The sequence below is a fragment of the Thalassoglobus neptunius genome (genome assembly GCF_007859735.1).
Lineage (GTDB): Bacteria > Planctomycetota > Planctomycetia > Planctomycetales > Planctomycetaceae > Thalassoglobus > Thalassoglobus neptunius.
In genome coordinates this window covers 258950-285782 of the sequence record NZ_SIHI01000001.1, presented here as the reverse complement: position 1 = coordinate 285782, position 26833 = coordinate 258950, and the positions used below count along the sequence as shown (strand labels likewise).

The window sequence follows — 26833 nt, the reverse complement described above, 5'->3', positions numbered from 1 at the left end:
GCAGTTCTCAATGGATTGAGAAATGAGTATCCTTCACAGTGAATTTCTTCGAACGGTGAGCGGTTGAGTCGCGCGAGTGAACAGTGTCGAATTCGTCTTCGTCTGTTTGCACAGGGCGACTTCAAATAACCCCAAGCCTTGTGAATCGAACTGTTTTCAGAACCCACCATCGATTCAGACACCGTTTGAAGACGCCCTCCCCGAAGACTGGCGACTGTTTGAGATCAACATGTCGGTACAGGAATTGTCGATGTTTCTGCTGCGAAGATTTGCCCTGTTAGTTGTGATGTCCTGTTCGGTTGCGAGTTCTGCAGAACAGGAGTTTCCGTCCGACCAGCTGGAGTTCTTCGAAACGCGAATCCGCCCTGTGCTGGTCGAACATTGCTACGGGTGTCATAACAGTCAGGATACTGCTGAAGGCGATTTGATTCTCGATCACCGCTCCCGCTTTCTTCAGGGAGGACAATCGGGGACGACATTGAATTTGGAAGCCCCCCGCGAAAGTCTTCTGCTGCGTGTCATGCGGCATGAAATCGAGGGTTTCGAAATGCCGCTGGGTGAGAATGCTCTCGATCCGTCAGTGATTGCGGACTTCGAAAAGTGGATTGCCATGGGAGCACCCGATCCTCGCGAAAATCCTCCGGCCGGATCGGATCTGACAAACGTCGTGACTTGGGAAAGCCAGTTGCAGGAACGGGTCTCCTGGTGGAGTTTTCGTTCACTGCGCTCCGTGACTCCTCCACTCGCTGCTGACTCCAATGACGCACAACATCCCGTCGATCGATTTATTGCAGCACGTTTAAATGAAACTGGATTGACTCCCGTACCGCGTGCGTCTCGCCGAGATCTGGTGCGCCGGTTGAGTCTCGTTGTTCGAGGGATCGTGCCGACGGTCGAGGAGACGGAATCGTTTCTTTCGGATGAGCGTCCTGATGCCTACGAGAGACTCGTTGATCGCTGGCTGAATTCACGTGAGTTCGGAGAACACTGGGCGCGTTGCTGGATGGATGTCATCAGATATGCGGAGTCACACGGGAGCGAGGGCGATCCCGCAATTCCCTATGCCTGGAAGTACCGCGACTATCTCATTCATGCGCTCAATGACGATGTTCCGTATGATCAACTTGTCCGCGAACATGTGGCGGGCGACTTGCTTGAAAACCCTCGAATTGACCCAGAGACGCAAGTCAATCAGTCGGTAATCGCAACCGCTCACTGGCGGATGTGTTTCCACGGATTCGCTCCGACGGATGCCCTCGATGAGAAGGTGAAATTCGTCGATGATCAGATCAATGTTTTCTCCAAAGCATTCATGGCGCTGACGGTTTCGTGTGCTCGCTGCCACAATCACAAATTTGATCCCATTAGCCAGGAAGACTATTACGCACTATTCGGGGTGATTGGATCTCCACGGCCGGGCATTCTGGATGCGAATTCCGAAGAGAAGCAATACCGCAATCGCGACGAGTTGACCGAAATCAAAGAGAGCTTACGGTCAGAACAGGCAAACGTCTGGTTGAGTCGAGTCGAGTCCTTCGATGAAACGGTCAATGAGTTCGTTGAACGATCGATGAGTGAAGCGGATCTCTTCTATCCACTCAAGCTTTCGTCGTCGGACGTAGAGTCAAAGAGTGACGCCCGGCAGAAACTTTTGCAGGCTGCTTCCGCTACGGGCGATCACGCTTCCGATTCCGGCGACGATGCGAACATCTATGCTCATTGGAATCTCCGAGATCCCGAGTCGGCTTCGGAGTGGTATTCCTTTGGAAACGGGACGGTCGATTCGATCACTCCCGCAGGGGACTTTTCACTTCTCGAAGGACTTGCCAGCGACGCCCCACTTCTCAAATCCGGAATCTATTCGCATGGACTCTCGACGAAACATCGAGCGGCATTCATGTCGCGGAACCTGCACCTCGATGGGAAATACGAAATCTGGGTTCGTGTGCAAGGTTCGGGCGACGCCATGGTGCGGTACTCCGTGCAAAACTATCCACGTCACGGAACGGTTTACTCAGTCACTTCCTTGAAGAATGGGAAGCCCCAATGGATTCGATACGATGCGAGCTACTGGGACGGCGATGATATTCACATTGAACTGACAACAGCTGCCGATTCTCCGGTACTGGCGAAACCTGTGGACCGATCATGGTTCGGAGTCCGGGAAGTTGTCGTCGCACCCGTCGGAAGCTTTACTCCACCACAAGAATCGTCAGCGTCGTCGATTCTGGTATCACTGATCGGTTCCGATATCAGCCATGAATCCTCGGCACTGAGGAAACAAACTCAAGCGGTGATCCGAAAAGCGATCGAAGACTGGAAGCGAGGGACTTGCACTGACCAGCAAGTCGATCTTCTGAACGAACTTGTTTCGGTTGGGTATCTTCCGAAGCTGGGGAGCGGTTCGGACAGATTGCAGGAAATGGTCGCTCAGTACCGTTCGCTTGAGGAAGAGGTTCCGTTGCCGAATCGGGTTCCGGGACAGCTCGATGCCGAATCGGCGGATCAGGCACTCTTCATTCGAGGACAGCACCGACATCCGGGAAATGTGGTCGCGCGGCGGTTTCTCGAGTCGATCGATGCGACTCCTTATCAGTTCACAGACACCACTGGGACAAGTGGACGACGACAGCTTGCGGAAGATCTGATTCGAGACGACAACCCGTTGACCAAGCGAGTCATTGTCAATCGGATCTGGCATTATGTGTTCGGTGCGGGACTTGTTCGAACTGTGGATAATTTCGGATTACTCGGCGAAGAGCCTTCGCACCCCGAGTTGCTGGACTATCTCGCGTACCGATTTGCGGAACAGGGATGGTCGATCAAACAACTGATTCGCGAACTCCTGCTGACTGAAACCTGGCAGCAGTCCAGCGTCGCCTCGAAAGAAGCACAAGAATTCGATCCAGAGAATCGACTTCTGTCGCACGCTTCAATTCGAAGGATGACGGGTGAAATGCTCCGAGATTCGATCCTCGTCGCTTCGGGGCAACTTGATCGGACTCTGTTTGGCCCTCCGGATCGAAACGGAGAGAAATCGAAACGGCGAAGTGTTTACCTCGCAGTCATCCGCAACGATATGGATCCGTTCCTGGCGACCTTTAATATGCCGGTTCCCTTTGCAACACAAGGACGACGCGATGTCACGAACGTCCCCGCACAATCGCTGACGCTTTTGAATGATCCATTCGTGTTACACGCATCGCAACAGTTGGGGGCAACCTCACAGAATCTCAATGACGAAAACCGCATCCAACACCTGATGAATTCGGTTCTCGGGCGTCCCGCTGACTCTCGAGAACTCAGTGCAGCCAGTGATTTCGTCGCTGAGCTGCGAACCTTCTATCAGCAGCAATCCGCTGTGCGTCAACGTTTGGTCACTCAGTTGGATGAACATGAGAATCATCTGGCGGTCTTGGAAAGTCGTGTTCGATACAGAATCTTAAACGCTCGTGGAAACGGCGATGACGTCGATCTCCATTTCCCGTCATTGGTTGCTGAATGGAACTTTGACCACGACCTCAACGATACAACAGGGCGATTTCAGGGAACGGCTCACGGGGACTGCCGAATTGAGGACGGGGCACTCGTTCTCGGCGGAAGCGGTTATGTTTCGACTGGACCGCTCGAGGACAACCTGCGAACGAAATCTTTGGAAGTGATCGTTCAGTTATCGAATCTTGAACAGCGTGGCGGCGGAGTGATGTCGGTACAAACTCTGTCGGGTGCAGACTTCGATGCAATTGTCTACGGGGAACAAGAACCGCAACACTGGCTGGCGGGGTCGAATTCCTTTCAGAGAACCAGCAGCTTGCAAGGACCGGCAGAACATGAAGCTGTGAAGTCTCCTGTCCACCTTGTGATGACGTATGATGACGATGGAACGATCAGCTGTTATCGCAATGGGCGTCTGTATGGAACCCCTTATCGCAAGGCGAATTTGCGTCCGTTCAAAGGGGGCGGCAGCCAGATTCTGTTCGGTTTGCGACATAGCCCACCAGTGGAAAATCGATTTCTGACCGGTCGAATCGAGCGAGCGCGACTTTACGACTCAGCGCTGACTGCTGAGGAATTACAAGCGCTTGCGAACGAAGACTCAACGTTTGTTTCCTCGGAAGAACTTTCCGCTGCGATGAGTTCCGAAGAAAGCCTCCAGGCCAACGAAATTCGGCAGACGATCAGCAATCTCAAACAAAGTCTCTCAGAACTCGGTGCGGAGAAATCAGAACAGGATGCCTGGGCGGACTTCGTTCATGGACTCTTGAACCTCAAAGAATTTATTTACATACGGTAGTCAGTGGAATGATCAATCAATACTTCTCAAGACGACGAGCGCTGCAAACGGCATCGTGCGGTTTCGGATGGTTGGCGCTGTCGCATCTGGCACAGTCAGTCTCGGCGGAGTCACAGGCCGATGACGCTTCGTTTCGTCTTCCCGCCCGGGCGAAGAACGTCATTCTTTGTTACATGTCCGGAGGGGTCTCACACGTCGACTCCTTCGACCCCAAACCCCGACTCGAACGGGAAGCGGGCAAGCCGATGCCCATGAAAGTTGAACGGACCCAGTTCAACAATAACGGAAACATCTTTCCCTGTCCGTTCTCATTCAAGCAGTGGGGTGAGAGTGGAATTCCCATCAGTTCAATGTTTCCGCACATCGCAGAGTCAGCGGATGAGCTTGCAGTCATTCGATCGATGACAACGACTGTGAATGAGCACGCTCAAGGGAACTTCGCGTTTCATACCGGTTTCCCGTTCATCGGTCATCCGAGCTCGGGGGCGTGGATCAATTACGGACTCGGAACCGAAAACGAAAACGTCCCCGGATACGTTGTTTTGAAAAGTGGCCAGTCCGGCGTTCCCCATGGTGGCGTCGGTCAGTGGAGCAGCGGGTACTTGCCCGCCGAACATCAAGCTTCGATCGTTGATCTCGACTCGGAAGAACCCGTTCCCAATATTCAGCCTCGAGAACTTGACGACGTTCAACGTCGACGCATGGCGCTCATCGCTGAGTTCGACGGAAAGTTTTCCGGACGCGTTCAGCACAACGCACAAGTTGAGGCCGCCATTCGAAACTATGAAACGGCTTATCGAATGCAGTCGGCAGTTCCTGAACTCTGTGATCTGTCACAAGAGTCTGAGTCTATTCATGATCTGTATGGCACGCGTTCTTCGAACACGCAAACTGCAGGTTATGCCCGACAATGTCTGTTGGCGAGACGACTTGTTGAGCGCGGCGTCCGCTTTGTGGAACTGACATGTCTGCCTCAAGTTCCCGGAGGAAGTCAAGCGCCGAATCCATGGGATCAGCATGGAGGACTTGAGGAAGGACATCGAAGGATGGCACAGCAGGTCGACCAGCCGATCGGCGGGTTGTTGAAAGATCTGAAGTCTCGAGGGTTGTTGGATTCCACACTTGTGATCTGGGCGGGCGAGTTCGGAAGAACGCCGTTTTCGCAGGGAAGCAATGGACGAGATCACAACCCGTTCGGGTTTAGTGTCTGGATGGCTGGCGGAGGCATTCGTGGAGGTGTGGTTCACGGAGCCACGGATGAATACGGCTATCACGTCATCGAGAACAAGCAAACATTTTATGATTTGTGGGCGACGGTGCTGCACCAACTTGGGGTCGACCATGAGCAGCTGACATTTCGTTATAGTGGAAGAGATATGCGGCTGACAGACGTGCATGGAAACGTCATTCAAAGCGTGATCAGTTGACGAATTCTGAATCAGAACCAGTCGGGAGAAGAAATATGTTCCGTGTCTTGTTCATTGCGTGCGGTCTTTTGGGAACGGTTTCGGTGGCGCTCGGTCAGGGCTTCCCGGAAGTTGTTCGAGTTGAACGCCAACCGCTGATTGAAGCGACGAAGCGACTCGTCGAAGCAATGGACTTCATTGGCCAGCCTTTCTCCGACGAAGACAAACAGGCACTCGACGCAGCGTTTCAACTCGAAACCGATCGAGAAGTGACAGAGGCAATTCAGGATGTGCTGGACCCGCACTGTCTCGCCGGAGTACATATCAATGCAGAAAGCCGCGTCAAGGTTTCCGAAGGCCCTTGCCCGAAAGAACTGATGGAGCAAGGCTGGCGGTCGTTTCTGGTCAAAGTTCACAACGAGGCAGGCATCAATCCGAAACTGGAGATTGAGAGTCCCAACGCACACGCAGTCTACGAACGCGGGAACGGAGCGCGTCAGCGTCCGAAAACCGATGACGACTTGATTGATCGCCCCGAAGTCGAACGAAGATTCCTTGACGTGTCGATGTACGATTCGCAACCGATGCGTGGAGGGCTCTCCGGATTGGGACTCGAATATCGAATTGCGCAGCTTTACTCCCGAGACGTCGGGAAGCGGGAAGCACAGATTTCGTTTCATGTCGGACAGGGGACTCAGGATATCGGATTTCGCAACTCGGTTCCGATTCTGTTTGAATGTCAGCCAGCGGTTGATGTGACTCTTGGAATCCTCGACCACGATGGCACTCCCACGATGGCAGCGCTTGTCATCCGGGACCGGTTGGGACGAGTCTATCCCAACCCTTCGAAACGGCTCGCTCCGGACTTCTTCTTTCATGAACAGGTTTACCGGAAAGATGGGGAAACTGTCCGTCTCCCGCCGGGTGACTACACAGTCACCATTTCGCGCGGCCCGGAATACGAAGTCGAACGGACCAGTTTTACTGTCTCCGCATCTCCCAATCAGAGAGTTCCCTTTCAGCTGACGCGTTGGATTCATCCCGCGAAGAAAGGATGGATTTCAGGTGACCATCACGTCCATGCTGCCGGGTGTGCCCACTATGACAGCCCGACAGAGGGAGTCGGACCGGAAGACATGATGCGGCATATTCTGGGAGAAGATTTGAATGTCGGGTGCGTTCTCAGTTGGGGGCCATGCTGGTACACCCAGAAAGAATACTTTGAAGGGGCCACTCACGAACTTTCCACTGAGAACTATTTGATGCGGTACGATGTGGAAGTCAGTGGCTTTCCATCCTCGCATGCTGGCCACTTATGCCTTCTCCGTTTGATCGAAGATGATTACCCCGGCACAACTCTGATCGAAGAGTGGCCCAGCTGGACGCTTCCGGTTCTGAAATGGGGAAAAGAACAGGGAGGAGTCGTCGGATATAGTCATTCCGGTTGGGGACTTGCACTGCCGGACGTGGGGCCCAATGGTCAACGCCTGAGACCGGGGGAGACCCCACAACGTTTGAGGGGTCAGGGAAAAGCTGTCGATACGCTCCCCGACTACGAAATTCCTCCGTTTGATGGAATCGGGGCGAATGAATACGTCGTCACTGCTGCGCATGGGGTGTGCGACTTCATCTCTGCTGTTGATACGCCTGCGATTTGGGAACTCAATATCTGGTACCACACGTTAAATTGCGGATTGCGTTCTCGCATCAGTGGAGAAACCGACTTCCCCTGCATTTACGGGGACCGCGTTGGTTTAGGCAGAGTCTATGTCAAACAGGATGGCGACGGACCCGTCAACTTTGACACGTGGATTCAGGGGGTCAAGAACGGGCGAAGTTACTGCGGAGATGGTCTGAGCCACTTGATGGATTTTCGCGTCAATGACGTGGCTGTCGGGGAGCCGGGAACCTCTGGCGAGATCAGTCAACTGGATCTGGAAGAGCCGGGTCTCGTGACGGTTCAATGCGAGGTGGCAGCTCTTCTTGAGCCAGAACCGTCAACGAAAACGCAAATGATCCGCCAGCGTCGATTGGATCAGCAGCCCTATTGGCACATCGAACGATGTCGCATCGGCGATACCCGAAAGGTTCCTGTGGAACTGATCGTGAATGGACAAGTTGCCGAACGAGTCGAAATTGAGGCCGATGGAGAGATCAATGATCTCAAGTTTGAGACTCAACTCGATCACTCTAGCTGGATCGCGATCCGGATTCTTCCGTCTTGTCATACCAATCCCGTTTTCGTCGAGATCGATGGAAAGCCGATCCGAGGAAGTCGACGGAGTGCCGAATGGTGTCGCGACAGTGTTGACGTCTGCTGGAAATCAAAGTCGCCAATGATCCGTGAATCTGAGCGGGAAGAAGCTGAGAAAGCCTATCAACAGGCTCGTGATTACTACTCTCAGGTTCTGTCTGAAGCGGTTGTTGATTGAAACCGGCGTCGAGAATTCACCCCGATCTGTAGGGATCCGAAGCAAGTCAGGCAGCCCAATCGTCTGTCGACTCGATCGATCGGGAGAACGTTTCGTACTCATGGCGGCGACGCGCCCTGTTCGAGGACTCTCTGAGATTGAGGCGATAAACGTCGCCAGTTGAACATGCGTTCGGGCTGAGATACGATTGGTTGCTGGCAAGCTGTCAGTCTTATCACAATACATTGATGTGTTCCGGATGCCGCAACGAATCGATCTCGACCGAATCACCTCGTACGACGATGTCGTGCGCGCTGTGGTCGCTGAACTCGATGCGGGGCGACTGATTGCAGTCCCGGATGAAGTCGGAGTCCTTGTTCTTGGGAAGCCGGAGCAATCCGCAGCTGGGGAATTGATGGGGCAGTTGATGTCGCAGATTCCCATTGGCATCCCTTTTGTTGCGTTGGCTGATGCGAGTTCCGCAGATGACTGCGTCGAGGCATCCTCCACAACATTTGAAAAGCTTTCACGGAGATGCTGGCCCGGTCCGGTCATTCTTCAGGTGGGAGGCGAAGAACCCGAACGCCTGACGAAAAACTGGCACGAAACGTATGTTGCCTGGGGTTTGAGCAAACATGGTCGGGCCTTAAGCGTTCCGGGGAATTCGTTCTGCCGGGTGTTGCTCGAGAATGGGACGAGTCCCGCACTCGGGTTGTTAATTCCGGGGAGCGACAAACTTCCTGAAGACGTACACGGCGTCAGTGTCGCAGTCGAGTCGTCAGAGCCGAGATATCCAGAAGGACCGACAGTCGCCGCCGTCAAAGACGGTCAGTTCGAAATCGTCCGCTCTGGAGCAGTCAGTCAGCGAGTGTTAGACCGCATGAACGGTGAAGTATATCTTTTCATCTGTACTGGAAATACCTGTCGCAGCCCAATGGCAGAGGGGCTGTTTCGCAAGATGCTTGCAGAGCAGTTGAAGTGTCAGGAAGATGAACTCCTGGATCGCGGTTATACCGTCGTTTCAGCCGGGTTATCCGCGTATCCTGGAGCTCCGGCGGCCCCGGAAGCGATTGAGTTATTGAAAGAAGTCGGGGTCGATTTGAGTTCGCACGAGAGCCAGCCTGTCACTGAAGAGCTATTGTTCCATAGCGACCATATTCTCGCCATGACGCGACATCACCTCGAAGCCATTGTGAGTGCTTTTCCAGAATTGGAAGGAAAGGCACGATTGTTGTCACATGAAATGCGGGATGTCCCCGATCCGATTGGTGGGGGCCCCGAAGAGTATTCTCGGTGTCGATCCGAGATCGAAAGTTGTTTGCAGGAATTACTCTCGAAGCAAAGTTAGAGGAACTTCATCTCAGGTTTGCTGCGATTCGCATGTGTACACGCAACATTCATGGAATGAGACGAGTTCAGACGCGTGCGGAAATACCATGAAAATGGTTTAGAATGTTTTTCGAACTGGTTTTCCAGGACTTGCAAGAGTCGTCAGGCTGCGGTGTCGAATTCAACCGCTCTGGTGAGTGTCGAGAGAGCAAACTTGCTTGAGACTCGTGCTGAGTGAATTGCTCGCTGGTGTTAAGTTGTTGACAACTTTCAACGAGCAGTGATCGAACTGGAGAACAGTGATCAGATTTGATTCGGTTTCGGCCGATTTTCGGAGGGATGTTGGAATGAAAGTAGCACTGGCCAGCGACCATCGCGGCGTCCGGGTGAAAGGACAGATTCTTTCTCAATTGGAAGAGATCGGTTACGAAGCCATCGATTTCGGACCTTTTGAAGATGAGAGCGTTGACTATCCTGACTTTGCAGCGAAGGTGGCTGAAGCAGTGGCAACGGGCCAGGTCGATCGAGGGATCTTGATCTGTGGAACTGGTGTCGGGATGTGTATTGCTGCGAACAAATTTCGAGGAGTGCGGGCTGCTACGTGTCATGACGATGTCACTGCGGAATACAGCCGACGTCACAACGACACCAATATCATGTGCCTCTCGGCTGATATGTTAGGAGATCGGCTGTTGGGCAGAATCGTCGAAATCTGGTTGAAGACAGAATTCGAAGGGGGCCGACATCAGCGAAGGATTGAGAAAATCTCTGCCATCGAACTTCGTACTGGCTGCCAGACGACCGGTGATCAGACGCACGAACCGTCCTGCTGAAGAAAACAGACCTCACATCTGTTGCCGCGTTGACTCAACACGACTAAAAACTGCCAGACGAGCACACCTCTTCGTCAGCATACCTCTTCGTAATTGTCCAGGAGAATCGAGTGGATCCATCATCCCTGAAATTTGCAAAGACTCATGAGTGGGTTTCCGTCGACGGCGAGATCGCGACGATTGGGATCAGCGAATTTGCAGTGAAAGAATTGAGTGACGTTGTTCATGTCGAATTGCCCAACTCCGGAAAGTCATTCTCTGCGGGTGAAGTCTTTGGCGAAGTTGAGAGTGTCAAAGCTGTCAGTGATCTTTACGCTCCGATCGGCGGGGAAATTGTTGAAGTCAATTCAGTTCTCGAAGGCGATCCGGCGCCGCTTTCCGATGATCCGTTCGGGGATGGCTGGATTGTGAAACTGAAAGTCGAAAACGCTGATGAATTGGATTCCCTGATGGACTACGCGGCTTATCAAGCTTCGTGTGAAAGTCATTAGAGTGGACTCAATTCTGCGTTCAGATGGATGAAGCTCCTGAAGAATCCCTCGCTGAGCGTTTTTTGGATCACTTCGGGAAGATCTTCTTCTCTCGATTGCAGCGTTTCGCAAGAACGAGACGGACACACTCAAGCACGGTTCAGCGATTGATTGAAACGGACGAGATCAGGGGGCAGGATGCCCGGAGCATTGGCCCCCACAGTGTGTGATCGAACAAACAGAGTGTGATCGAACAATACGAATGCTTTTGGGCGAGTTGCTCGTTCGCGAGTTGTCCGTCGATTCGAGACAATCGGGAACGAGATCGAAGCGAGAACTCAACGATTCCTCTGAGTGAAACGAACTTTTTCACGGAATGGATCGACTTATTTGCAGAGAGCTGTTTTCATCGGCCAACTCCTGCGGTTAAGACTGAAGATCAGTTGGTCGCGTGCTCATGTTGCGTCTGAAGTCAGACGCACGAAACATCTCGGAAGTCTGTTTGTGAGTGAGCACGAAGAGCCACGCTCTTCGATGGAAAATTGGAAATCAACGAAGCACAGGACTGAGAACGGACGCGTTCTGTGTGTTTTTGGATACAAGTTGGGACAGCTGCGCGTTTGAGTTGTGCCCCCATTTGAAACATGCTGACTGGGAAAGAAATCAGTGGGATACCTTTACAACACTCCCGAACAAGAACGGGAAATGCTGGATGTCATCGGTTGCGACAACATTGAGCAATTGCTCGACCAGGTTCCGTCCGACCTCCAATTAAAGGGCAAGCTCGATTTGCCCGAACCGATGACAGAGCTGGAGTTGCAAGACCACCTCACCCGTCTGGCGGCTCGCAATCATTGTGATCGAGTTTGCTTCCGGGGAGGAGGTGCTTACGACCACTTCGTTCCGGCTGTTGTGGACGAAATCGCAGGCCGCGGCGAATTCTACACCGCCTACACACCCTATCAGCCCGAAGCGAGTCAGGGATCGCTTCAGGCCTTCTTCGAGTATCAGTCTCTCATCTGTGCATTGACGGGTTTTGATGTCTCGAATGCCAGCCTCTACGAAGGCGGAACAGCTGTCAGCGAAGCAGCCTTCATGGCGATGCGAGTGACACGTCGAGACGGCAAGATCCTGCTGTCGGAAGGCGTGCATCCTGAGTTCCGTCAGGTGGTTGAGACTTACACCAGAGAACTGGATACCGAAGTCATCACGATTCCGGCTGTGAACGGTGTCACGGATCTGAGTCGGCTAAAAGAAGTTATCGACGATCAAGTGGCGTGCGTTGTCTTTCAGCAACCCAACTTCTTTGGTTGCATTGAACCGGGAGAAGAAATCTGCGAAATCGCTCGAAAACATGGAGCGCTGTCGGTCGTTTCGTTTGATCCTCTCAGCTTGGGAGTCCTGAAACGCCCGGCCGATTACGGTGCGGATATCGGAGTGGCCGAAGGACAGTCGCTGGGGATTCCGCTGCAATTCGGTGGTCCTTACTTGGGGATTCTTGCCTGCCGGGACGAATTTGTCCGGAAGATGCCGGGCCGATTGATTTCACTCGCGAAGGATCGGGACGGCAAACAGTGTTACGTGCTCGGATTGCAAACACGAGAACAACACATTCGACGAGACAAAGCGACAAGCAACATTTGCACAAATCAAGGACTGCTGGCATTACGGGCAACTGTCTATCTCTCCTTGATGGGGCCTGAAGGACTTCGCGAAGCTGCGACGCTGAGTTGCCAGAAAGCTCACTACGCTGCCGATCGACTTCAGGAAGTCGACGGACTCAAGCTGGCGTTCGATGGTCCATTCTTCAAAGAGTTTACGCTCAGCTACTCAGGAGATGCTGACGAGCTTGTGAAACGAGCTGCGGATGCGGGCTTCGATATCGGGCCATCACTGAAGCACTTCCCAGGAGCCCCAGAGTCGTCCCACGATTCTGTTTTGATCGCAGTGACTGAGACCCGATCGAAAGATCAGATTGACGCACTCGTGTCTGCCTTGAAGGAATGATTCCGCCCAAGCTTCAGCGGTCGTCACGATCCTGTTTTCAAAGCAATCAATCCGACGAATGGCTTTCGACGATCAGGGCAGGCGAGCATGTTTCACGCCGCCCCAGACATCGGCATCAAATTGAACTCAAAGATTCCCACGGTGTACTATGCGGAATAACTTAGCGACAGCCCCTATTTTCGAACTCTCCAAAAAGGGACGCCGTGCCGCGACTCTTCCGAAGTGTGACGTTCCGACCGTCGAGCTTTCAGATTTGCTCCTGGAAGACGTTCTGGCCACATCTCCGCCACCGCTCCCAGAGCTTTCGGAAGGCGATGTTGTCCGACACTTTGTGAATCTGTCCACTCTGAACATGTGTGTCGATACGCATTTTTATCCGCTCGGAAGTTGTACGATGAAGTACAACCCGAAGCGGCATGAGCGACTGGCTCGACTTCACGGGATCGGGGATCTTCATCCGTATTCGCGTGTCGAAGACTCTCAGGGGATGCTGCAGATTCTCTATGAGCTTCAGGAAATGCTCGGAGAGATTGCCGGATTGCCAGCGGTTTCTCTCCAACCCGCTGCGGGTGCTCAAGGGGAATTGGCCGCGCTTCATGTTGCTTCTGCGTATTTTGCGGATCGAAAAGAGTCGCGAACGAAGGTTGTCTTCCCAAGCAGCGCGCACGGAACCAATCCCGCCAGTGCTGCTTTAGCCGGGTTCGAATGCATTCAACTTCCGCCATCATCGAACGGTCTCGTTGACGTCGAAGCGTTGAAAAACGCTGTCGATGAACAAACAGCGGTGTTCATGGTCACGAATCCGAACACGCTTGGCTTGTTCGAAAAGGACATCGCGAAGATTTCATCGATCCTGCATGATGTCGGCGGGCTTGTGTATATCGATGGTGCGAACATGAATGCGATCCTCGGAATCACCCGGCCGGGAGATTTCGGTGGCGACATGATGCACTACAACGTGCATAAAACGTTCACCGGACCTCATGGAGCGGGAGGACCGGGAGCTGGTCCGATTGCCGTCCGATCATTTCTGGCCGATTATCTTCCCGGACCGATCGTGACGAAGACGGAAAAAGACGGCCAACCATATTTCGAATTGTCTGTGCCCCCGAAAAGCATCGGGCGCATGAGATCGTTTTTCGGCAACGTCGGGATTCTTCTGCGAGGGTATTTCTACCTCCGGACCCTCGGATCAGATGGTCTGCGAAAAGTCTCCGAGCACGCAATTCTCAATGCGAATTATCTGCGGACGCGACTGGAAGAGTTGATGCCCGTGCCAAACGCAGATCGATGCATGCACGAATTCGTGGCTTCGGCGAAGAAGTTGAAAGATGAGAAGGGAATCACCGCGATGGATATCGCGAAGCGACTCCTCGATTACGGCTTCCATGCTCCAACGGTTTACTTCCCGCTCGTCGTTCCGGAAGCGATGATGATCGAGCCGACCGAAACCGAGTCCAAAGAAACTCTCGATGCCTTTTTCGAGACGTTCAAGCAGATCATCTCCGAGGAATCAGAGCGTCTGCACGAAGCTCCCGAGTCGACATCAATTCGCCGACCGGATGAAGTTTCCGCAGCACGAAACCCTGTGCTCAGCTGGACAGCGTGCGTCAAAGACTAAAGCTGCGGGCATTTCTTGTTTGACGATGGCATCGATGAATCGATCAGCGACTGCGAATACGATACACTGATCGTGAACCAGGAAGACTGGACGATTCATCGATAGATCGTTCATCTGTGGATGAACAAGCAGAACGAGGTCACAAAATGTCAGATGTTACGCGCTCATCGGAATTCTCTCGCCGACAGTGGATGCAGATTTCGGCCGGAAGTTTGGCCGCAGCGTCAGTGCTCGGGGCATCGACATCATCTCTCAAGGCAGCGGAAGCGAATGAGCCAGTCGCATCAAACCAGCGAATCAAGCAGTCGTTGGTCAACTGGTGTTACAACAAAACATGGCCTGACGTTGAGGAATACTGCAAGGTTGCCGCAAAACTCGGGTGCCAGAGCATCGAGTTGATCGACCCGCAACATTGGCCCACACTAAAGAAATTCGGACTGACCTGCGCGATCGCGGGAAGCCACGGATTTCGTACCGGGTTCAATAATCGGAACGAGTGGGATGAGTGCCTCGCCGTGTTGCGGGAACGAATCCAGCAGTGTCGAGAGTTCGGAGTCGAACGAGTCATCACTTTCACCGGGATGGCGAACGGCCTGTCAAAAGAGGAGGGTTTCGAGAACTGTGTCGCCGGACTCAAGGAGATTGCTCCGGATGTAGAGAAGAACAACGTCACCGTCTGTCTCGAAATGCTCAATACGCGCGATGATTCACAGCCCATGACCGGTCACCCGGGGTATCAGGGAGATCATTGCGACTATTGCATCAACATCCTCAAAGAGGTGAACTCTTCTCACGTCAAACTTTTGTTTGATATCTATCACGTGCAGATCATGGACGGCGACGTCATTCGTCGAATTCGCGAGCATAAGGACTGGATCGGTCACATTCACACCGCTGGAAACCCCGGCCGCGGAGAATTGGATGACACCCAGGAAATCAATTATCCGCCGATCATGAGGGCGCTTCTTGAGGTCGGCTACACCGGATATGTCGGGCAGGAATTCATTCCGACGCGTGACCCATGGGACGGACTGGCCGAGGCAGTCGCTGTTTGTGATGTTTGATTGATTTCAACTGATCGATTTCAACGACAGGCTGCGGACGTAAGTTGGCTAAGAACAGCCAATTACGGGGGCTGTTTCGTCTCGATTCGTTGTCGCGATCGAAGGTTTGAAGAGATCTTCGATGCGGAAACGTGCGAGGATTCAACTTCCTCACAGCAACGGAATCGACCGATCGCAGCGAAGGAAAACTTCCTTGAGATGTGACAATTTCCGGTCCATTTGAGTATCATCACTTCGTCAGAACGGGGCTTAAGTCTGTTCTTCACATCATGAGCGGTTCGAGAAACCATTCGATTCGCAGATTTCGGTGTCCCTTCTCAAATTCGCCCAGATCGTTTCCGGTCTGAAGTCACAGAAGTTCCGAAGATTTGTCGGTCCGGTCTCTTTATGCTCGAAGTGACCCGGCCCGTGATTTTCGAAGCCTTGCACACTGATTCGATTTCACACTCATTCAAAGACACAGTGAATCGAATTCACGGTGATCTCAATCAATCCACTCTACTGATCTGATTTCAGGAATGTCCCCCACTCACACGGATGTCGATACACGGATTCGTCAACTGACTCCCAGCGTAATCAATAAAATTGCGGCGGGAGAAGTGATTGAACGTCCCGCCAGTGTTGTTAAAGAATTGCTGGAGAACTCTGTCGATGCGCTCTCATCACGCATCGAAGTTGAGATCGAGAATGGCGGAGTGGACTGCATCCGGATTGTGGACGATGGGGAAGGAATTCACCCTGATGACTTCGAACTGTCAGTCGCAAGCCACGCGACGAGCAAAATCGTCGATGCAGACGACCTGTTCCGCGTGCAGACTATGGGCTTTCGCGGCGAAGCTCTCGCTTCCATTGCAGAAGTTTCGCAGTTCCAGCTTCGCAGCCGCAGACGTGGGGCGGATATCGGAATGGAACTCAACGTTCACGGCGGGATTCTGAAAGAGCCGCATGTCTGTGGATGTCCAGAAGGGACGCGAATCGAAGTTCGACAACTCTTCTTCAATACACCGGTCCGACGCAAGTTTCTGAAAACTCCAGCGACGGAATTCGGTCATATCTCCGAGCAGTTTACACGCATCGCGCTCGCCAATCCCAATCTTCATCTCGTGCTTCGGCACAACGATAAGATCGTTTACGAACTCCCTGCGACGCATCGACTCATCGAGCGACTGGAGCTTTTCTACGGTTCCAAGCTGACGGAACAGTTGATCTGGGTCGAATCGGAACATGAGGGGGCACATATTCGCGGATATGTGGCTCACCCGTCGCAAAGCAAAGCAACCCGGAAAGGGCAGTATCTGTTTTTGAACGGTCGCTGGATTCAGGATCGATCCTTGCAGCACGCATTGAGCGAAGCTTATCGAGGGTTGGTCATGGTCGGTCGTCATCCCATTTCGTTCTTGTTTCTGGAAGTCGATCCGAATCAGGTGGATGTCAATGTACATCCGACGAAGTCCGAAGTTCGATTCCAGAACAGCCAGATTCTGTACCGGCTCCTCTTGTCGACGCTGCGAAACCAGTTTCTTTCTATGGATCTGGACTCGCGTCTCGACCTGCCGAATCAGTCAGGCAAAGCGGGGGCTCAAGCTTCGCAGTCTCCTGTTCCGGCCGAAGAACTCAGGAACGAACTTTCCAGTTGGGTGCAGAAAGAGTTGCAACCGCCGCCGGGGAGAGTTCTCTTCTCTGCAGACAATCTCAATCCCGCCGCAGATCAGAAGGCCGGAGCACTCGAGAACCGTTCCTCTGATGAGATGCTGGCAGCGAATCCATCTCTCGAGGGGCAGGGCGTTTCAGCGGGGCTTCAGGATCATTCCGAGGAATTCTCAACTGATCAGCCTTCTGCAACTGCTGATCAGGATGAGGAATCATCGGCGATTGCAGACGATGTGCGGGCAATGCAGGTGCACGATTGTTACCTCGTGGTCGAAACTCGTGAAGGGTTGACCGTGATCGATCAGCACGCACTGCACGAACGTATCATGTATGAACAGCTTCGACGACGGGTCCTTTCCGGAAAAGTCGAAGTTCAGAAGATGCTCATGCCGGTCATGGTGGAGCTTTCGAGTCGTGAATCACAAACGCTTCTTGATCAACAGGAAGTGCTGGCAGAACTGGGCCTCATTATTGAAGGATTCGGGGGCAGTACGATCGCGCTCACCGGGTATCCGACGTTGATGTCGCGTGCCGATCCTCAGTCACTGCTGCGAGATCTTGCCGACCAGATCGAATCACAAGGGCGGAAAGTCGAACGGCGTGATTTGATTGACGCCCTCCTGCATATGATGTCCTGTAAAGCTGCGATTAAGGCGGGGCAAAGGCTTTCGTTTGAGGAAATCGAGTCCCTCCTCGCTCAGCGGCACTTGTGTGACGATCACCATCACTGCCCGCATGGTCGACCGACCGCTTTGAAGCTGACTCGCGAAGAACTGGACCGTCAGTTCGGCCGGCTCGGTTCCTGAGTTCATTCGCTGGGTTCGTTTCCTGCGTATGTTTCCTGCGTATGTTTCCTGCGTATGTTTCCTGCGTATGTTTCCTGCGTATGTTTCCTGCGTTCATTTTCTGGACGCCTGTCCACGAAAAACGACTGCGGCGAGATCTGGGAATCGGCAGCGTTTCGAATCTGTTTCTCTGAGAGAATCCCGATCGATCAGCGGGAATTGTCCGGCAGATCCTCAGTCAGAAACTCCAACACTCGACTTTCCGTCGAGGGACGTGACCGATAGGATAGGGACGACGAAAATTCCTGCGCGGCACATTCCCCACTCCCTCCTGCATACAGTCATATGATGATCCCAGAGTTTGAATTCGACCCTCGGACGCGGGTCGTGTATGGTCCGGGAACACTCAATCAGCTCGGACCGTTCGTCCGCGATCTGGGAGGGCGACGAGTGTTGCTCGTCTCTGATCAGGGAATCAAAGAAGCTGGGCACGAATTGCGAGCCGTCGAGTCGCTGAAACTCTGCGGGCTCTCTGTTTTCGTCTTCGACGATGTCCACTGCAATCCCACAACTCTCGATATCGCCGCCGGTGTCGAGTTTGCGCGAAGTGCCGAAGTTGACTTTATTGTCGGGCTCGGAGGGGGAAGCAGCATGGACTGCGCGAAAGGAATTAACTTTCTCCTCACCAATGGGGGAGAAATGAAGGACTACAAGGGAGTCGGAAAAGCGAAGCAGGAGATGCTTCCGCTGATTGCTGTCCCGACGACCTCCGGAACCGGGAGCGAAGCACAGTCGTTTGCCGTGATTGCTGACCCGGTCACGCATATGAAGATGGCTTGTGGAGATAAAAAAGCAGCTGCGAAGATCGCGATCCTTGATCCGGAACTGACGATCACGATGCCGACCAGTGTCACAGCTGCGACCGGTGTCGATGCCATCAGTCACGCAGTGGAAAGCTTCGTCACGGTGAAGAGAAATCCATTCTCGCATCAATTCAGCCGCAGTGCGTGGCAACTTCTTTCTCGCTCACTCCTCCAGACGATCGAATTCCCGGAGGATCTCGATGCCCGGGGATCGATGCTGCTGGGAGCCCATCTGGCCGGAGCAGCCATCGAGAACTCGATGCTGGGAGCAACGCACGCTCTTGCGAACCCATTTTCTGCACACTTTGGTTTGACACACGGAATCGCGATCGGAATCCTCCTTCCGCACGTTGTTCGGTATAATTCGGAGCTGGAAGAAATTGCACGGCTTTATGGAATTCTCGCCGCGGATGCAAAGTTGTGTGCAGATGATGATCCTGAGGCAAGTTCCAGGCTTGCGGACTTCCTGACAGAGACGGTCCGCAAGACCGGTCAACCAACGACTTTGGCTGAGTGTGAAGTTGATCCAGCGCTGTTCGATACGATGGCCGAAGAAGCTGCTGAACAATGGACAGGAAAGAACAATCCTCGTGCAATGAATGCTCAATCGCTGAAGGAACTATACCAATGCGCACTTCGTCCAACAGAATGAGTTCACCATCCTTCGGAACTTCGCACGGCATTCAGAACGGCGCCGGGATTTTCAGGGTGTCTCCCGAAGTCAAAACGCCGTCGCCGATTCATTCACTCGCTGCAGTTCTGATGATTGTTGCTGTTTGGTTTGGGAGTGGTCTCTTCACGCAATTGAATGCGGATGATGAGGTTGTGAAAGCAGCAAAAGGCTGGACTTCATTCCGAAACGGCCATCAGAACCTTGGGATCGCTGATGGCCCGCTCTCTGAAGAGTTGGAGTTGAAGTGGGAATATACGACCCCCGACGGAACAGCCTCGACGCCGGTGATCGCGGATGGACGAACGTATGTTGGAACATTGAGTGGTGACATTCACTGCTTCGAACTGAGTTCAGGGGAACTCGTTTGGACCTATCGGTCAGTTGATGAAGTCGCCGAGAACGACATTCCCCCTGGATTCAATGCGGCACTGGCGCTCAACTCAACAACGGTTTTCGGCGGAGACGATTTCGGCACCTTTCGCGCAGTGGATCGAAAGACTGGGGCCAGAAAATGGACTCTGGAAACCGAAGCAGAAATTGTCGGCGGGGCTCAGGTTGTCGGCGACAACGTGATTTTCGGATCGCACGATGGGCTCCTCTATTGTCTGAATGCTGAAACAGGAGAAAAAGTCTGGACGGCAGAAGCACAAGGACCAGTGAACGCGACGCCCACGATTCATGATGGAGAGACTTTCACGACAGGCTGTGATCAACCAGTCCTCAGAGTCTTCGATATCCAACAGGGGAAGAGTGTTTCCGAAGTCCCAATCGACGCACTTCTGATCGCCTCAGCTGCCGCCAAAGATGGGATTCTTTACTTCGGCACCGATGGGGGAAGCGTCCACGCACTCCCGATTGTTGACGGAGTTGAAGGCTGGACGTTCTCCATTCCAGGCCGCGAACAACAAATGCACTCGTCACCAGTTGTGACAGAGGACGTGGTTCTCATTGGCAGCCGGGACAAACACGTCCATTGCATTGACCGAAAAACCGGGGAGCTGAAGTGGTCGTTTGCGACACGTGGCCGCGTCGACTCTTCACCTGTGATTGCGGGCGACAAAATTTATTTCGGTTCAGCCGACCGGAACATCTATGGCGTGAATTTGAGCGATGGGAAGGAAGTCTGGAAGTTTCCGGCGAAACAGTCGATTACCGGATCGCCAGCGATTGCTTCCGGGTATCTCGTCATCGGGACCGACAGCTCCAACGGGAGGATTCTCTGCTTCGGAAGTCCTTCGAGCGAGTAGGCCAATCCCAACGAGACGGCATTCGATGAATTCCCGCTCTCGCTTGAGAGACAGTCCAAGCTACGCATCGAGGGCTACGCATCGGGAAAAGAGAGATGCACCCGGAATGAAAAGATGCATCGTGCTCAAAGAGAGGTCTTTCGACAGATTTTCAGGATTCTTCTGCGACGGCGATCGTTGCAACCGCTTGCCCAATCTCGACACGGGTGCCTGCCCCGACTTGGATTTGACTCAGTTCTCCGGTCTGCTCCACTTCGAGATAAAACAGGACTGAGTCTGCAAGAAGTTCTGCAACTCTTTCTCCTGAAATGACTTGCGCTCCTTCGTCGACCAGCCAGTGAACGAGTTCGATCGGTTTCTCCCCCGTCCCGAGATCCGGGATGTGGACAGAATCTGTCTCATTCGAAATTGGATCTTGTCGAGAATGTGTCATTTGATGTAAAAGTTCGGCAAATTCTGCTGATGTGGCAAGTCACAATACTGGAACTTGCTTCACTGTGAATCGCAAAGGATTGCAAAACAATGAATTGTAAGCATCCCGTCTGGATTTCTCTTGGACTGGTTTTCCTCTTCTGTGGTTGTTCTGAGACAGCACCACAGCAGGTCACCCAAGGATCGGGTGAGACCACTTCTTCAGAGCTCATTGATTCGGAGAATGTGCCGAACGAGGCTGCGGAAGCCAATGAGTCCGCGAGCCTTCAAGGCAACTCGTCTCCATCAACCGCTTCAAATGTAGTTGATCAAATTGACGAATCTCAGGCATCTTCCGGGACGGATCGTCAACCCGCGCAGCCAGGTTCGAAGAAGACGCCGGTCACTCCCCTTGATCAACTCAAGCGGATTTCTCAGCTGCGTTCTGCTCCTCTGGACCGAGTGGTTCAGCCGGGGACATCTCAGCAAGACGAGAAAATCATCATTCTGACTCCCGAACAGGTTGCTGTGGAACGGGAACGCCGGGCTCGTGAGATTGTCGCACTGGCTCAGCCCATCATCGTGGAAACTCACCGCGATCCGGAGCAGATCAAAGTCTTCAACAGCGCGGTCGATGCACTTTCTGACGCCCGTCTGCAACTGGCAATCTCCGGTGATCTCGATCAGGCGGAATTGCTGAAGTCCGATGCCGAAACGTTTTTCCAGCATGATCCGCGTTCGTTTGCAGCCATCGAGACTGCATCACGAGTGCTTCAATACACGCAAACACAAGCTCAGCAAAACGCCACAAACGATGAGAAATGGATTGTTGCCTACGCACAGCAAGCGAAGCTGTTTGCAGCGAGGTTTCCACACGAAGCAAATCGCGCAGCAATCCACTTGATGTCAGCCGGACGATTGTGCGATCGCAACGGTCTGCTTGATCTCGCTCTTTCGTGCCTGTCTGTGATCGAGGTCGAATTCGCGGAAACTCCTTATGCCGCCCAGGTCGCTGGGATGACGCGACGGCTCAGGCTTCAAGGTCAACAGCTGGAGGAATTCGGCGGTTCGACACTCGAAGGCCAGCACCTGAACATTCAGGAGTTGCAGGGAGCACCAGTGCTGATCGTGTTCTGGGCTTCGAATTCGGAAGAATTCCAGAAAGACATCTCGCTGATCGAATCCGCTCAACAGAAACTCGATGGGCGATTTCAAGTTGTTGGCGTCAACATGGACCGCGAAGATCTGTCAGCCCGGCGATTCGTCGAGTTTACCAGTCTCGACTGGCGGAACATCTTCTTCTCCGACCGGAACAAACGCGGAACGAACAATCCGGTTGCGAATTACTACGGCGTGACGCAAATTCCATCCTACTGGCTGGTCGATTCGAATGGTGTCGTTGTGACGACCAGAACCAATCTCAACCAGTTGGAACAATCCGTTCGCTCACTGCTCCTGACTCCACCCGGTTCAGAAGTGAGCCTGTCCGAGCAAGGGCAAAAATAGAGCGGGTTGCTTGAGCCTGTTCACTCGTGCGAATTTGTGAAAACCATTCCGAAGAATGTATCAGAGGTCTCGATCTCTGGGAGCACATCAATTCGCACGAGCAGACTCAGTTTCCTCCGGAAGAAATACGTTCAGACGCGTGCGGGGGAACCATGAGATTGGTTTATCCGCCGAGCACTTTGTCGATCGTTTCTCTGAGCACCTGACCGGAACGTTGAAGTCCACTCAACTCTTTCGGCCACAGTTCGACTTCGAGGTGAGAAACGGCACCGGTGCGGCCAACGACGGTTGGGACACTGATGCATACGTCGTGCAACCCGTAGGCTCCGTTCTGAAGTGATGAGACGGGCATGATTCGCTGTTGATCCAGCGCAATCGAATGAATCACGTCCGCAATGGAAACACCCACGGCGAATCCTGCTCCGCCTTTCTTCTTGATCACTTCCGCTCCCGATCCGCGAGTCTTTTTCTCAACCTCAGCGATCAAGCCGGGAGTGACACCCGGGAATTTCTCCAGCGGCAGACCTGCAATTTGTGCGTTCGACCAGATGGGGACCATGCTGTCGCCATGTTCACCGAAGATGGTAACCTGAACCTGACTTGGCGGAACGCTGATCTGTTGTGCCAGCATGCTGCGAAGTCGCGTTGTGTCGAGAACGGTTCCGAGCCCGATCACTTGTTGTGGAGGAAGTCCCAATTCCTTGACGGCGAGATAGGTCAGGACGTCGACGGGATTGGAGACGACGAAGACAATGGCGTCTTTCTTGTATCCGACGCGTTTCAGGTCGGCCAGAATATTCTTGAACAGGGCGACATTCCGATTGATGAGGTCGAGGCGACTCTCTTCCGGTTTTCGTCGCAATCCGGCAGTGATGCAAATGACGTCGGCATCGGCGGACTGTTCAGCGGTTCCACCGACGATTCGCTGGTCCGAAGTCAGCGACGCTCCATGGAGCAGATCGAGAACCTGTCCACCAACGAGATCTTCGTTGACATCGACGAGAGCGATCTCGCTTGCGATCCCTCCAAACTGGAGAGCAAAAGCTGCGCAAGACCCGACCAGACCACCGCCACCGACAATGGAGACTTTCATCGACACAATCCTCTTCACAATTCAGTTTCGAGATGAACCAGACAATTCAGGTTCTTGTCAAAAATTCGTACAACTCTGCAATCTGTTGATTTCCGGGTATCGACCGTGAATCTCTCATCAACTCTCAGTGCGAGACGATGTTATCGTCACTCATTCACGTCGACACTCATTCATGCCAGAGTGTTGAAGCACGCCTGTCAGTCACCGAGAAAGTCGATCCCCGGAGTCATCATCGACGTTCGTTGATTCTCTTCTTTGTGCAGATTACTGACTTTGTCAGCGATGGGCGATGATCCGATTCTGAAATCTCAATTGACGGAAAGAATCGGGTTAATTCGTCGAAATGCTCGGAGATGACAGCGACGAACTTGAAGATATGGAAAATTATTGACTTCATCAGCAGAAACGGTATCATCAAAGTGCTCTCATCGTCCGCGGTTCATTCCGTGAACAACTTGAGTATCCATCAAAATCGTTCCAGCATCTTCGATTGCGGTTGCTATCGAATGTGGTCGTTGTCTGATCGCACCGAAGACGGAACGTCGCTAGAGTCATTGTCCGATGGAGTACTCAGAACATGTTCGGATTTGGAACCGCAGAGTTGATTCTTTTCTTGTTGGTGGGCCTGTTGTTGTTCGGTCATCGACTTCCTTCAACCATGAAATCGGTTGGACAAAGCTTTCGATCATTTCGTCAAGGACTGCAGGACGAAGAGTGTTCGATGAAGTGATTGGCAAGTCTGTCAATCAGGCCATTCTCGGAGGTATGCGACGATTCTTCGTGCGACTAAAAGCCCAGCGGAATCGCTCACCACGTTCTCTTCGTCGTTTTGAGTTCCGAGACGGCAGAAATGGAAATCGAGTTGACGTCCAACGGGACGGAGTGATTGGCGGGATGCGTCGTCTGGTCGACTTGTCAGGATCAGCTCTCCGCGAAAAATTCCTCCCATTGCGTCCATTCCACAAGAACTTCCGACTCAACCAACGACTGCCGAAAATCCTGAGGTGGGTTGGTTGACACGCACTCAGTTGTCAGCATTAATTGTTTCTGGAAACGTCTTTTAGAGATTACGTGAGGTCTATTATGTTTGCTGGTCTATTGGCATTCCTGCCTGGTGGAGTCGGTGTCCCGGAAATGATGATTGTCGGGATTATTGCGCTGCTGCTGTTTGGAAAACGCCTCCCGGAAGTAGCCCGCAGCCTCGGAAAAGGAATCGTTGAGTTCAAGAAAGGGATCAGTGGAATAGAAGACGAAGTTCGCTCGAGTTCACACTCCAGTTCGCCTTCGAACACTCCTCGTCCGGATGTGACGGATCACGAGCCGGAAGTTACCGCTCCCAAGTTCTCACCTCCATCTTTCGATCGGGAAGAAGAAGAGACTCCTGCGTGAGCTGACTTATTGAGTCTCGCTTAACGCGGATGAATCCGAACTTCTCGAAATGGAATGTCGACAGGTGATGAAGATGGTCATTCACCTTTGAGATCACGCAGGCTGACAACGAATGACACCGAACTGGCTTTTGATCTGGACGGTGATGGTCAGCTGCGTTGCTGCATTCGGGCAAATTGCGATGACCGGGTTTCGGTCTCCAGTCCGATTGAGCATTCCGCTACTGGTCGCGAGTGTTCTGGGCATCAGCTACTATTTCGCACCGGATGTCGCTGGCTACTGGGCTGGAGTCGTTTGGTTTGCGGTAATGTTGTTGCCGGGAATGCTGTTCCGGTGGTCAGATTCTCTTCTCGGAAAAGGCCATCACTCTCTGGCACTAACAGTGACTCGAATCGCAGTGATGCTGCACCCGTTCGATGACGCCCGCGACAAGCTCCAACTCATTCGTGCCATTACTCTGCTCAAGCAAAACTCAGAAAATGAAGGCTTGAGAGTTCTGGAGCTGATGGAGCACAAGCCGACCTCGATCGGTCGTGCTTCTGCGGTTCTCAAAATTCGTCATCTCGGGAATTGGGAATCGTTCATCACTTCGATCAATTCCTCACAAGTTCGAAACCGGCTTCTGAAAGACCCGCTGGTCGCTGACCTCTATTTGCAGTCGCTTGGCGAGGCTGGGCAACTCGAGGCGATGCTTGATTCGTATCAGAAAATTTCTTGCGATCAACGCCGAGTCCTTTCGGCGATGTATCTCAATCTGACTCGAATGAAAGTCTCCGCATTCGCAGGGCGTGAAGATCTTGTTACGGCCATCCTGAACGGGCCGCTCAAGTCCTTGAATCGTGACAGCGGAGAGTTCTGGAGAGCGACCGCGCTACAGGCAAGTGGAGCAACCGAAGAAGCTGCGCAGATTTTTCGCACTCTGGAAACTGTGAAGGACTCTCAAATTTCTCTCGCAGCGAAACGTCGTCTTGCGGTTCCCGTTCATCGAGCCGACGATTTTGCCACAATCAATGAATCGTCACTTGAGTCAATTCAAAGCACGATCGCACACGAGTCGCGTTACGCAATGTTTGGACATCAGGTTTTGCGAAAAACCTGGGCGACGACTCTGCTGTCAGTGGCACTTGTGGCTGCTTTTATTGCAGAGATGCTGCATGGCCCGGTGTTTCAGGAGGTGTTCAGCTTCGACAATGGTCTGACGCTGTCCGAAAAGCTGGAGCGAATGCTGGAGAACAGCCGGGACATCAACAATCTGATTGAATGCGGTGCTTTGGTTCTTCCGTGGTCGCTTGTTCCGGGTGAGTGGTGGCGCGTTTTTAACGCAGCGTTCCTGCACTTCGGGCTGACTCATCTCAGCTTGAATCTGTTTGGACTCATTCTCTTCGGGCGGCGCCTAGAACGAGCGTGGGGATCGATCGTCACCGGTGTCAGTTATCTCGTGTGTGCAGTTCTTTCAATCGCTTTGATGACGTTCTTTGTGGATGCTTCGCCGACTGATCCGATCACAATGGTCGGTGCTTCAGGGGGAGTGATGGGAATCATCGGGTGCCTGCTCGGATACATGGGCAGAGGGATGCTTTTGAAACGAAATCCCTTCGTATCACGCGATTTCAATCTGCTGTTGATGATGGTCATGTTGCAGTTCGTCTTTGACCGTATGACCCCGAGAATCAGCTCCGCGTGTCATATCGCTGGCCTTCTTATCGGTCTGTTTCTTGGGCTTGTGATCGGGTTCCTTCACGAGTTCCGGGCTTCAAAGTAGTTTCCGAATTGCGAAATCG

Annotated in this window: 19 protein-coding genes; 16 read left to right on the top strand and 3 right to left on the bottom strand. The window is 52.9% G+C overall.

Annotation, left to right across the window (positions count from 1 at the left end):
• Window positions 1-76 precede the first annotated feature (76 nt).
• The 12 genes from KOR42_RS01105 to KOR42_RS01050 all read left to right on the top strand — a co-directional run bounded on the left by KOR42_RS01105 (window position 77) and on the right by KOR42_RS01050 (window position 20653).
• Window positions 77-4294 carry a DUF1553 domain-containing protein gene (locus KOR42_RS01105; RefSeq protein WP_146506785.1) on the top strand — a complete coding sequence of 1406 codons (4218 nt, stop codon included), beginning with the start codon at window positions 77-79 and terminating at the stop codon, window positions 4292-4294.
• A gap of 8 nt (window positions 4295-4302) precedes the next feature.
• Window positions 4303-5721, top strand: coding sequence for a DUF1501 domain-containing protein (locus KOR42_RS01100; RefSeq protein ID WP_146506784.1), 1419 nt, complete (start codon window positions 4303-4305; stop codon window positions 5719-5721).
• Window positions 5722-5756: 35 nt separating this feature from the next.
• Entirely contained in the window at window positions 5757-8132 is a 2376-nt protein-coding gene (locus tag KOR42_RS01095; RefSeq protein WP_197440754.1) for a CehA/McbA family metallohydrolase, read from the top strand.
• A gap of 238 nt (window positions 8133-8370) precedes the next feature.
• Window positions 8371-9459 (top strand): arsenate reductase/protein-tyrosine-phosphatase family protein, encoded by a 1089-nt coding sequence (locus tag KOR42_RS01090; protein WP_146506783.1) that lies wholly within the window; start codon window positions 8371-8373, stop codon window positions 9457-9459.
• Between the two features lie 328 nt (window positions 9460-9787).
• On the top strand, window positions 9788-10273 hold the full coding sequence (gene rpiB, locus KOR42_RS01085; RefSeq protein WP_146506782.1) for a ribose 5-phosphate isomerase B: 486 nt from the start codon (window positions 9788-9790) through the stop codon (window positions 10271-10273).
• A gap of 110 nt (window positions 10274-10383) precedes the next feature.
• Window positions 10384-10764: a glycine cleavage system protein GcvH gene (gene gcvH / locus KOR42_RS01080; protein ID WP_146506781.1), complete on the top strand. Its 381-nt coding sequence runs from the start codon at window positions 10384-10386 to the stop codon at window positions 10762-10764.
• Between the two features lie 645 nt (window positions 10765-11409).
• Window positions 11410-12750, top strand: coding sequence for an aminomethyl-transferring glycine dehydrogenase subunit GcvPA (gcvPA, locus tag KOR42_RS01075; RefSeq protein ID WP_146506780.1), 1341 nt, complete (start codon window positions 11410-11412; stop codon window positions 12748-12750).
• Window positions 12751-12898: 148 nt separating this feature from the next.
• Window positions 12899-14371, top strand: coding sequence for an aminomethyl-transferring glycine dehydrogenase subunit GcvPB (gene gcvPB / locus KOR42_RS01070; protein ID WP_146506779.1), 1473 nt, complete (start codon window positions 12899-12901; stop codon window positions 14369-14371).
• A 146-nt stretch (window positions 14372-14517) separates the two neighbouring features.
• Window positions 14518-15435, top strand: coding sequence for a hydroxypyruvate isomerase family protein (locus tag KOR42_RS01065; RefSeq protein WP_146506778.1), 918 nt, complete (start codon window positions 14518-14520; stop codon window positions 15433-15435).
• A 518-nt stretch (window positions 15436-15953) separates the two neighbouring features.
• Window positions 15954-17891 carry a DNA mismatch repair endonuclease MutL gene (mutL, locus tag KOR42_RS01060; RefSeq protein WP_146506777.1) on the top strand — a complete coding sequence of 646 codons (1938 nt, stop codon included), beginning with the start codon at window positions 15954-15956 and terminating at the stop codon, window positions 17889-17891.
• A gap of 324 nt (window positions 17892-18215) precedes the next feature.
• Window positions 18216-19385 carry an iron-containing alcohol dehydrogenase gene (locus KOR42_RS01055; protein WP_197440753.1) on the top strand — a complete coding sequence of 390 codons (1170 nt, stop codon included), beginning with the start codon at window positions 18216-18218 and terminating at the stop codon, window positions 19383-19385.
• 56 nt (window positions 19386-19441) lie between these two features.
• Window positions 19442-20653 (top strand): outer membrane protein assembly factor BamB family protein, encoded by a 1212-nt coding sequence (locus tag KOR42_RS01050; RefSeq protein WP_197440752.1) that lies wholly within the window; start codon window positions 19442-19444, stop codon window positions 20651-20653.
• A 151-nt stretch (window positions 20654-20804) separates the two neighbouring features.
• Here KOR42_RS01050 and KOR42_RS01045 read toward each other — a convergent pair whose 3' ends face one another.
• A complete protein-coding gene (locus tag KOR42_RS01045) occupies window positions 20805-21086 on the bottom strand; it encodes a biotin/lipoyl-containing protein (RefSeq protein ID WP_146506774.1) in 282 nt (93 codons plus the stop codon).
• An 89-nt stretch (window positions 21087-21175) separates the two neighbouring features.
• Between KOR42_RS01045 and KOR42_RS01040 the strand changes: the two genes are divergently transcribed.
• Window positions 21176-22570, top strand: coding sequence for a TlpA family protein disulfide reductase (locus KOR42_RS01040; protein WP_146506773.1), 1395 nt, complete (start codon window positions 21176-21178; stop codon window positions 22568-22570).
• A gap of 163 nt (window positions 22571-22733) precedes the next feature.
• Here KOR42_RS01040 and KOR42_RS01035 read toward each other — a convergent pair whose 3' ends face one another.
• Entirely contained in the window at window positions 22734-23663 is a 930-nt protein-coding gene (locus tag KOR42_RS01035; RefSeq protein WP_146506772.1) for a malate dehydrogenase, read from the bottom strand.
• A gap of 577 nt (window positions 23664-24240) precedes the next feature.
• Between KOR42_RS01035 and KOR42_RS01030 the strand changes: the two genes are divergently transcribed.
• A complete protein-coding gene (locus KOR42_RS01030; protein WP_146506771.1) occupies window positions 24241-24393 on the top strand; it encodes a twin-arginine translocase TatA/TatE family subunit in 153 nt (50 codons plus the stop codon).
• Window positions 24394-24405: 12 nt separating this feature from the next.
• Here KOR42_RS01030 and KOR42_RS01025 read toward each other — a convergent pair whose 3' ends face one another.
• The gene (locus KOR42_RS01025) at window positions 24406-24612 is read right to left on the bottom strand and encodes a hypothetical protein (protein ID WP_146506770.1); all 207 of its coding nucleotides are present in this window, start codon (window positions 24610-24612) and stop codon (window positions 24406-24408) included.
• A gap of 134 nt (window positions 24613-24746) precedes the next feature.
• Between KOR42_RS01025 and KOR42_RS01020 the strand changes: the two genes are divergently transcribed.
• Together KOR42_RS01020 and KOR42_RS01015 are read left to right on the top strand one after the other, a co-directional pair.
• Window positions 24747-25052 carry a Sec-independent protein translocase subunit TatA/TatB gene (locus KOR42_RS01020; RefSeq protein ID WP_146506769.1) on the top strand — a complete coding sequence of 102 codons (306 nt, stop codon included), beginning with the start codon at window positions 24747-24749 and terminating at the stop codon, window positions 25050-25052.
• Between the two features lie 112 nt (window positions 25053-25164).
• Window positions 25165-26814, top strand: a complete 1650-nt coding sequence (locus tag KOR42_RS01015) for a rhomboid family intramembrane serine protease (RefSeq protein WP_146506768.1) — start codon at window positions 25165-25167, stop codon at window positions 26812-26814.
• Window positions 26815-26833: the final 19 nt, after the last annotated feature.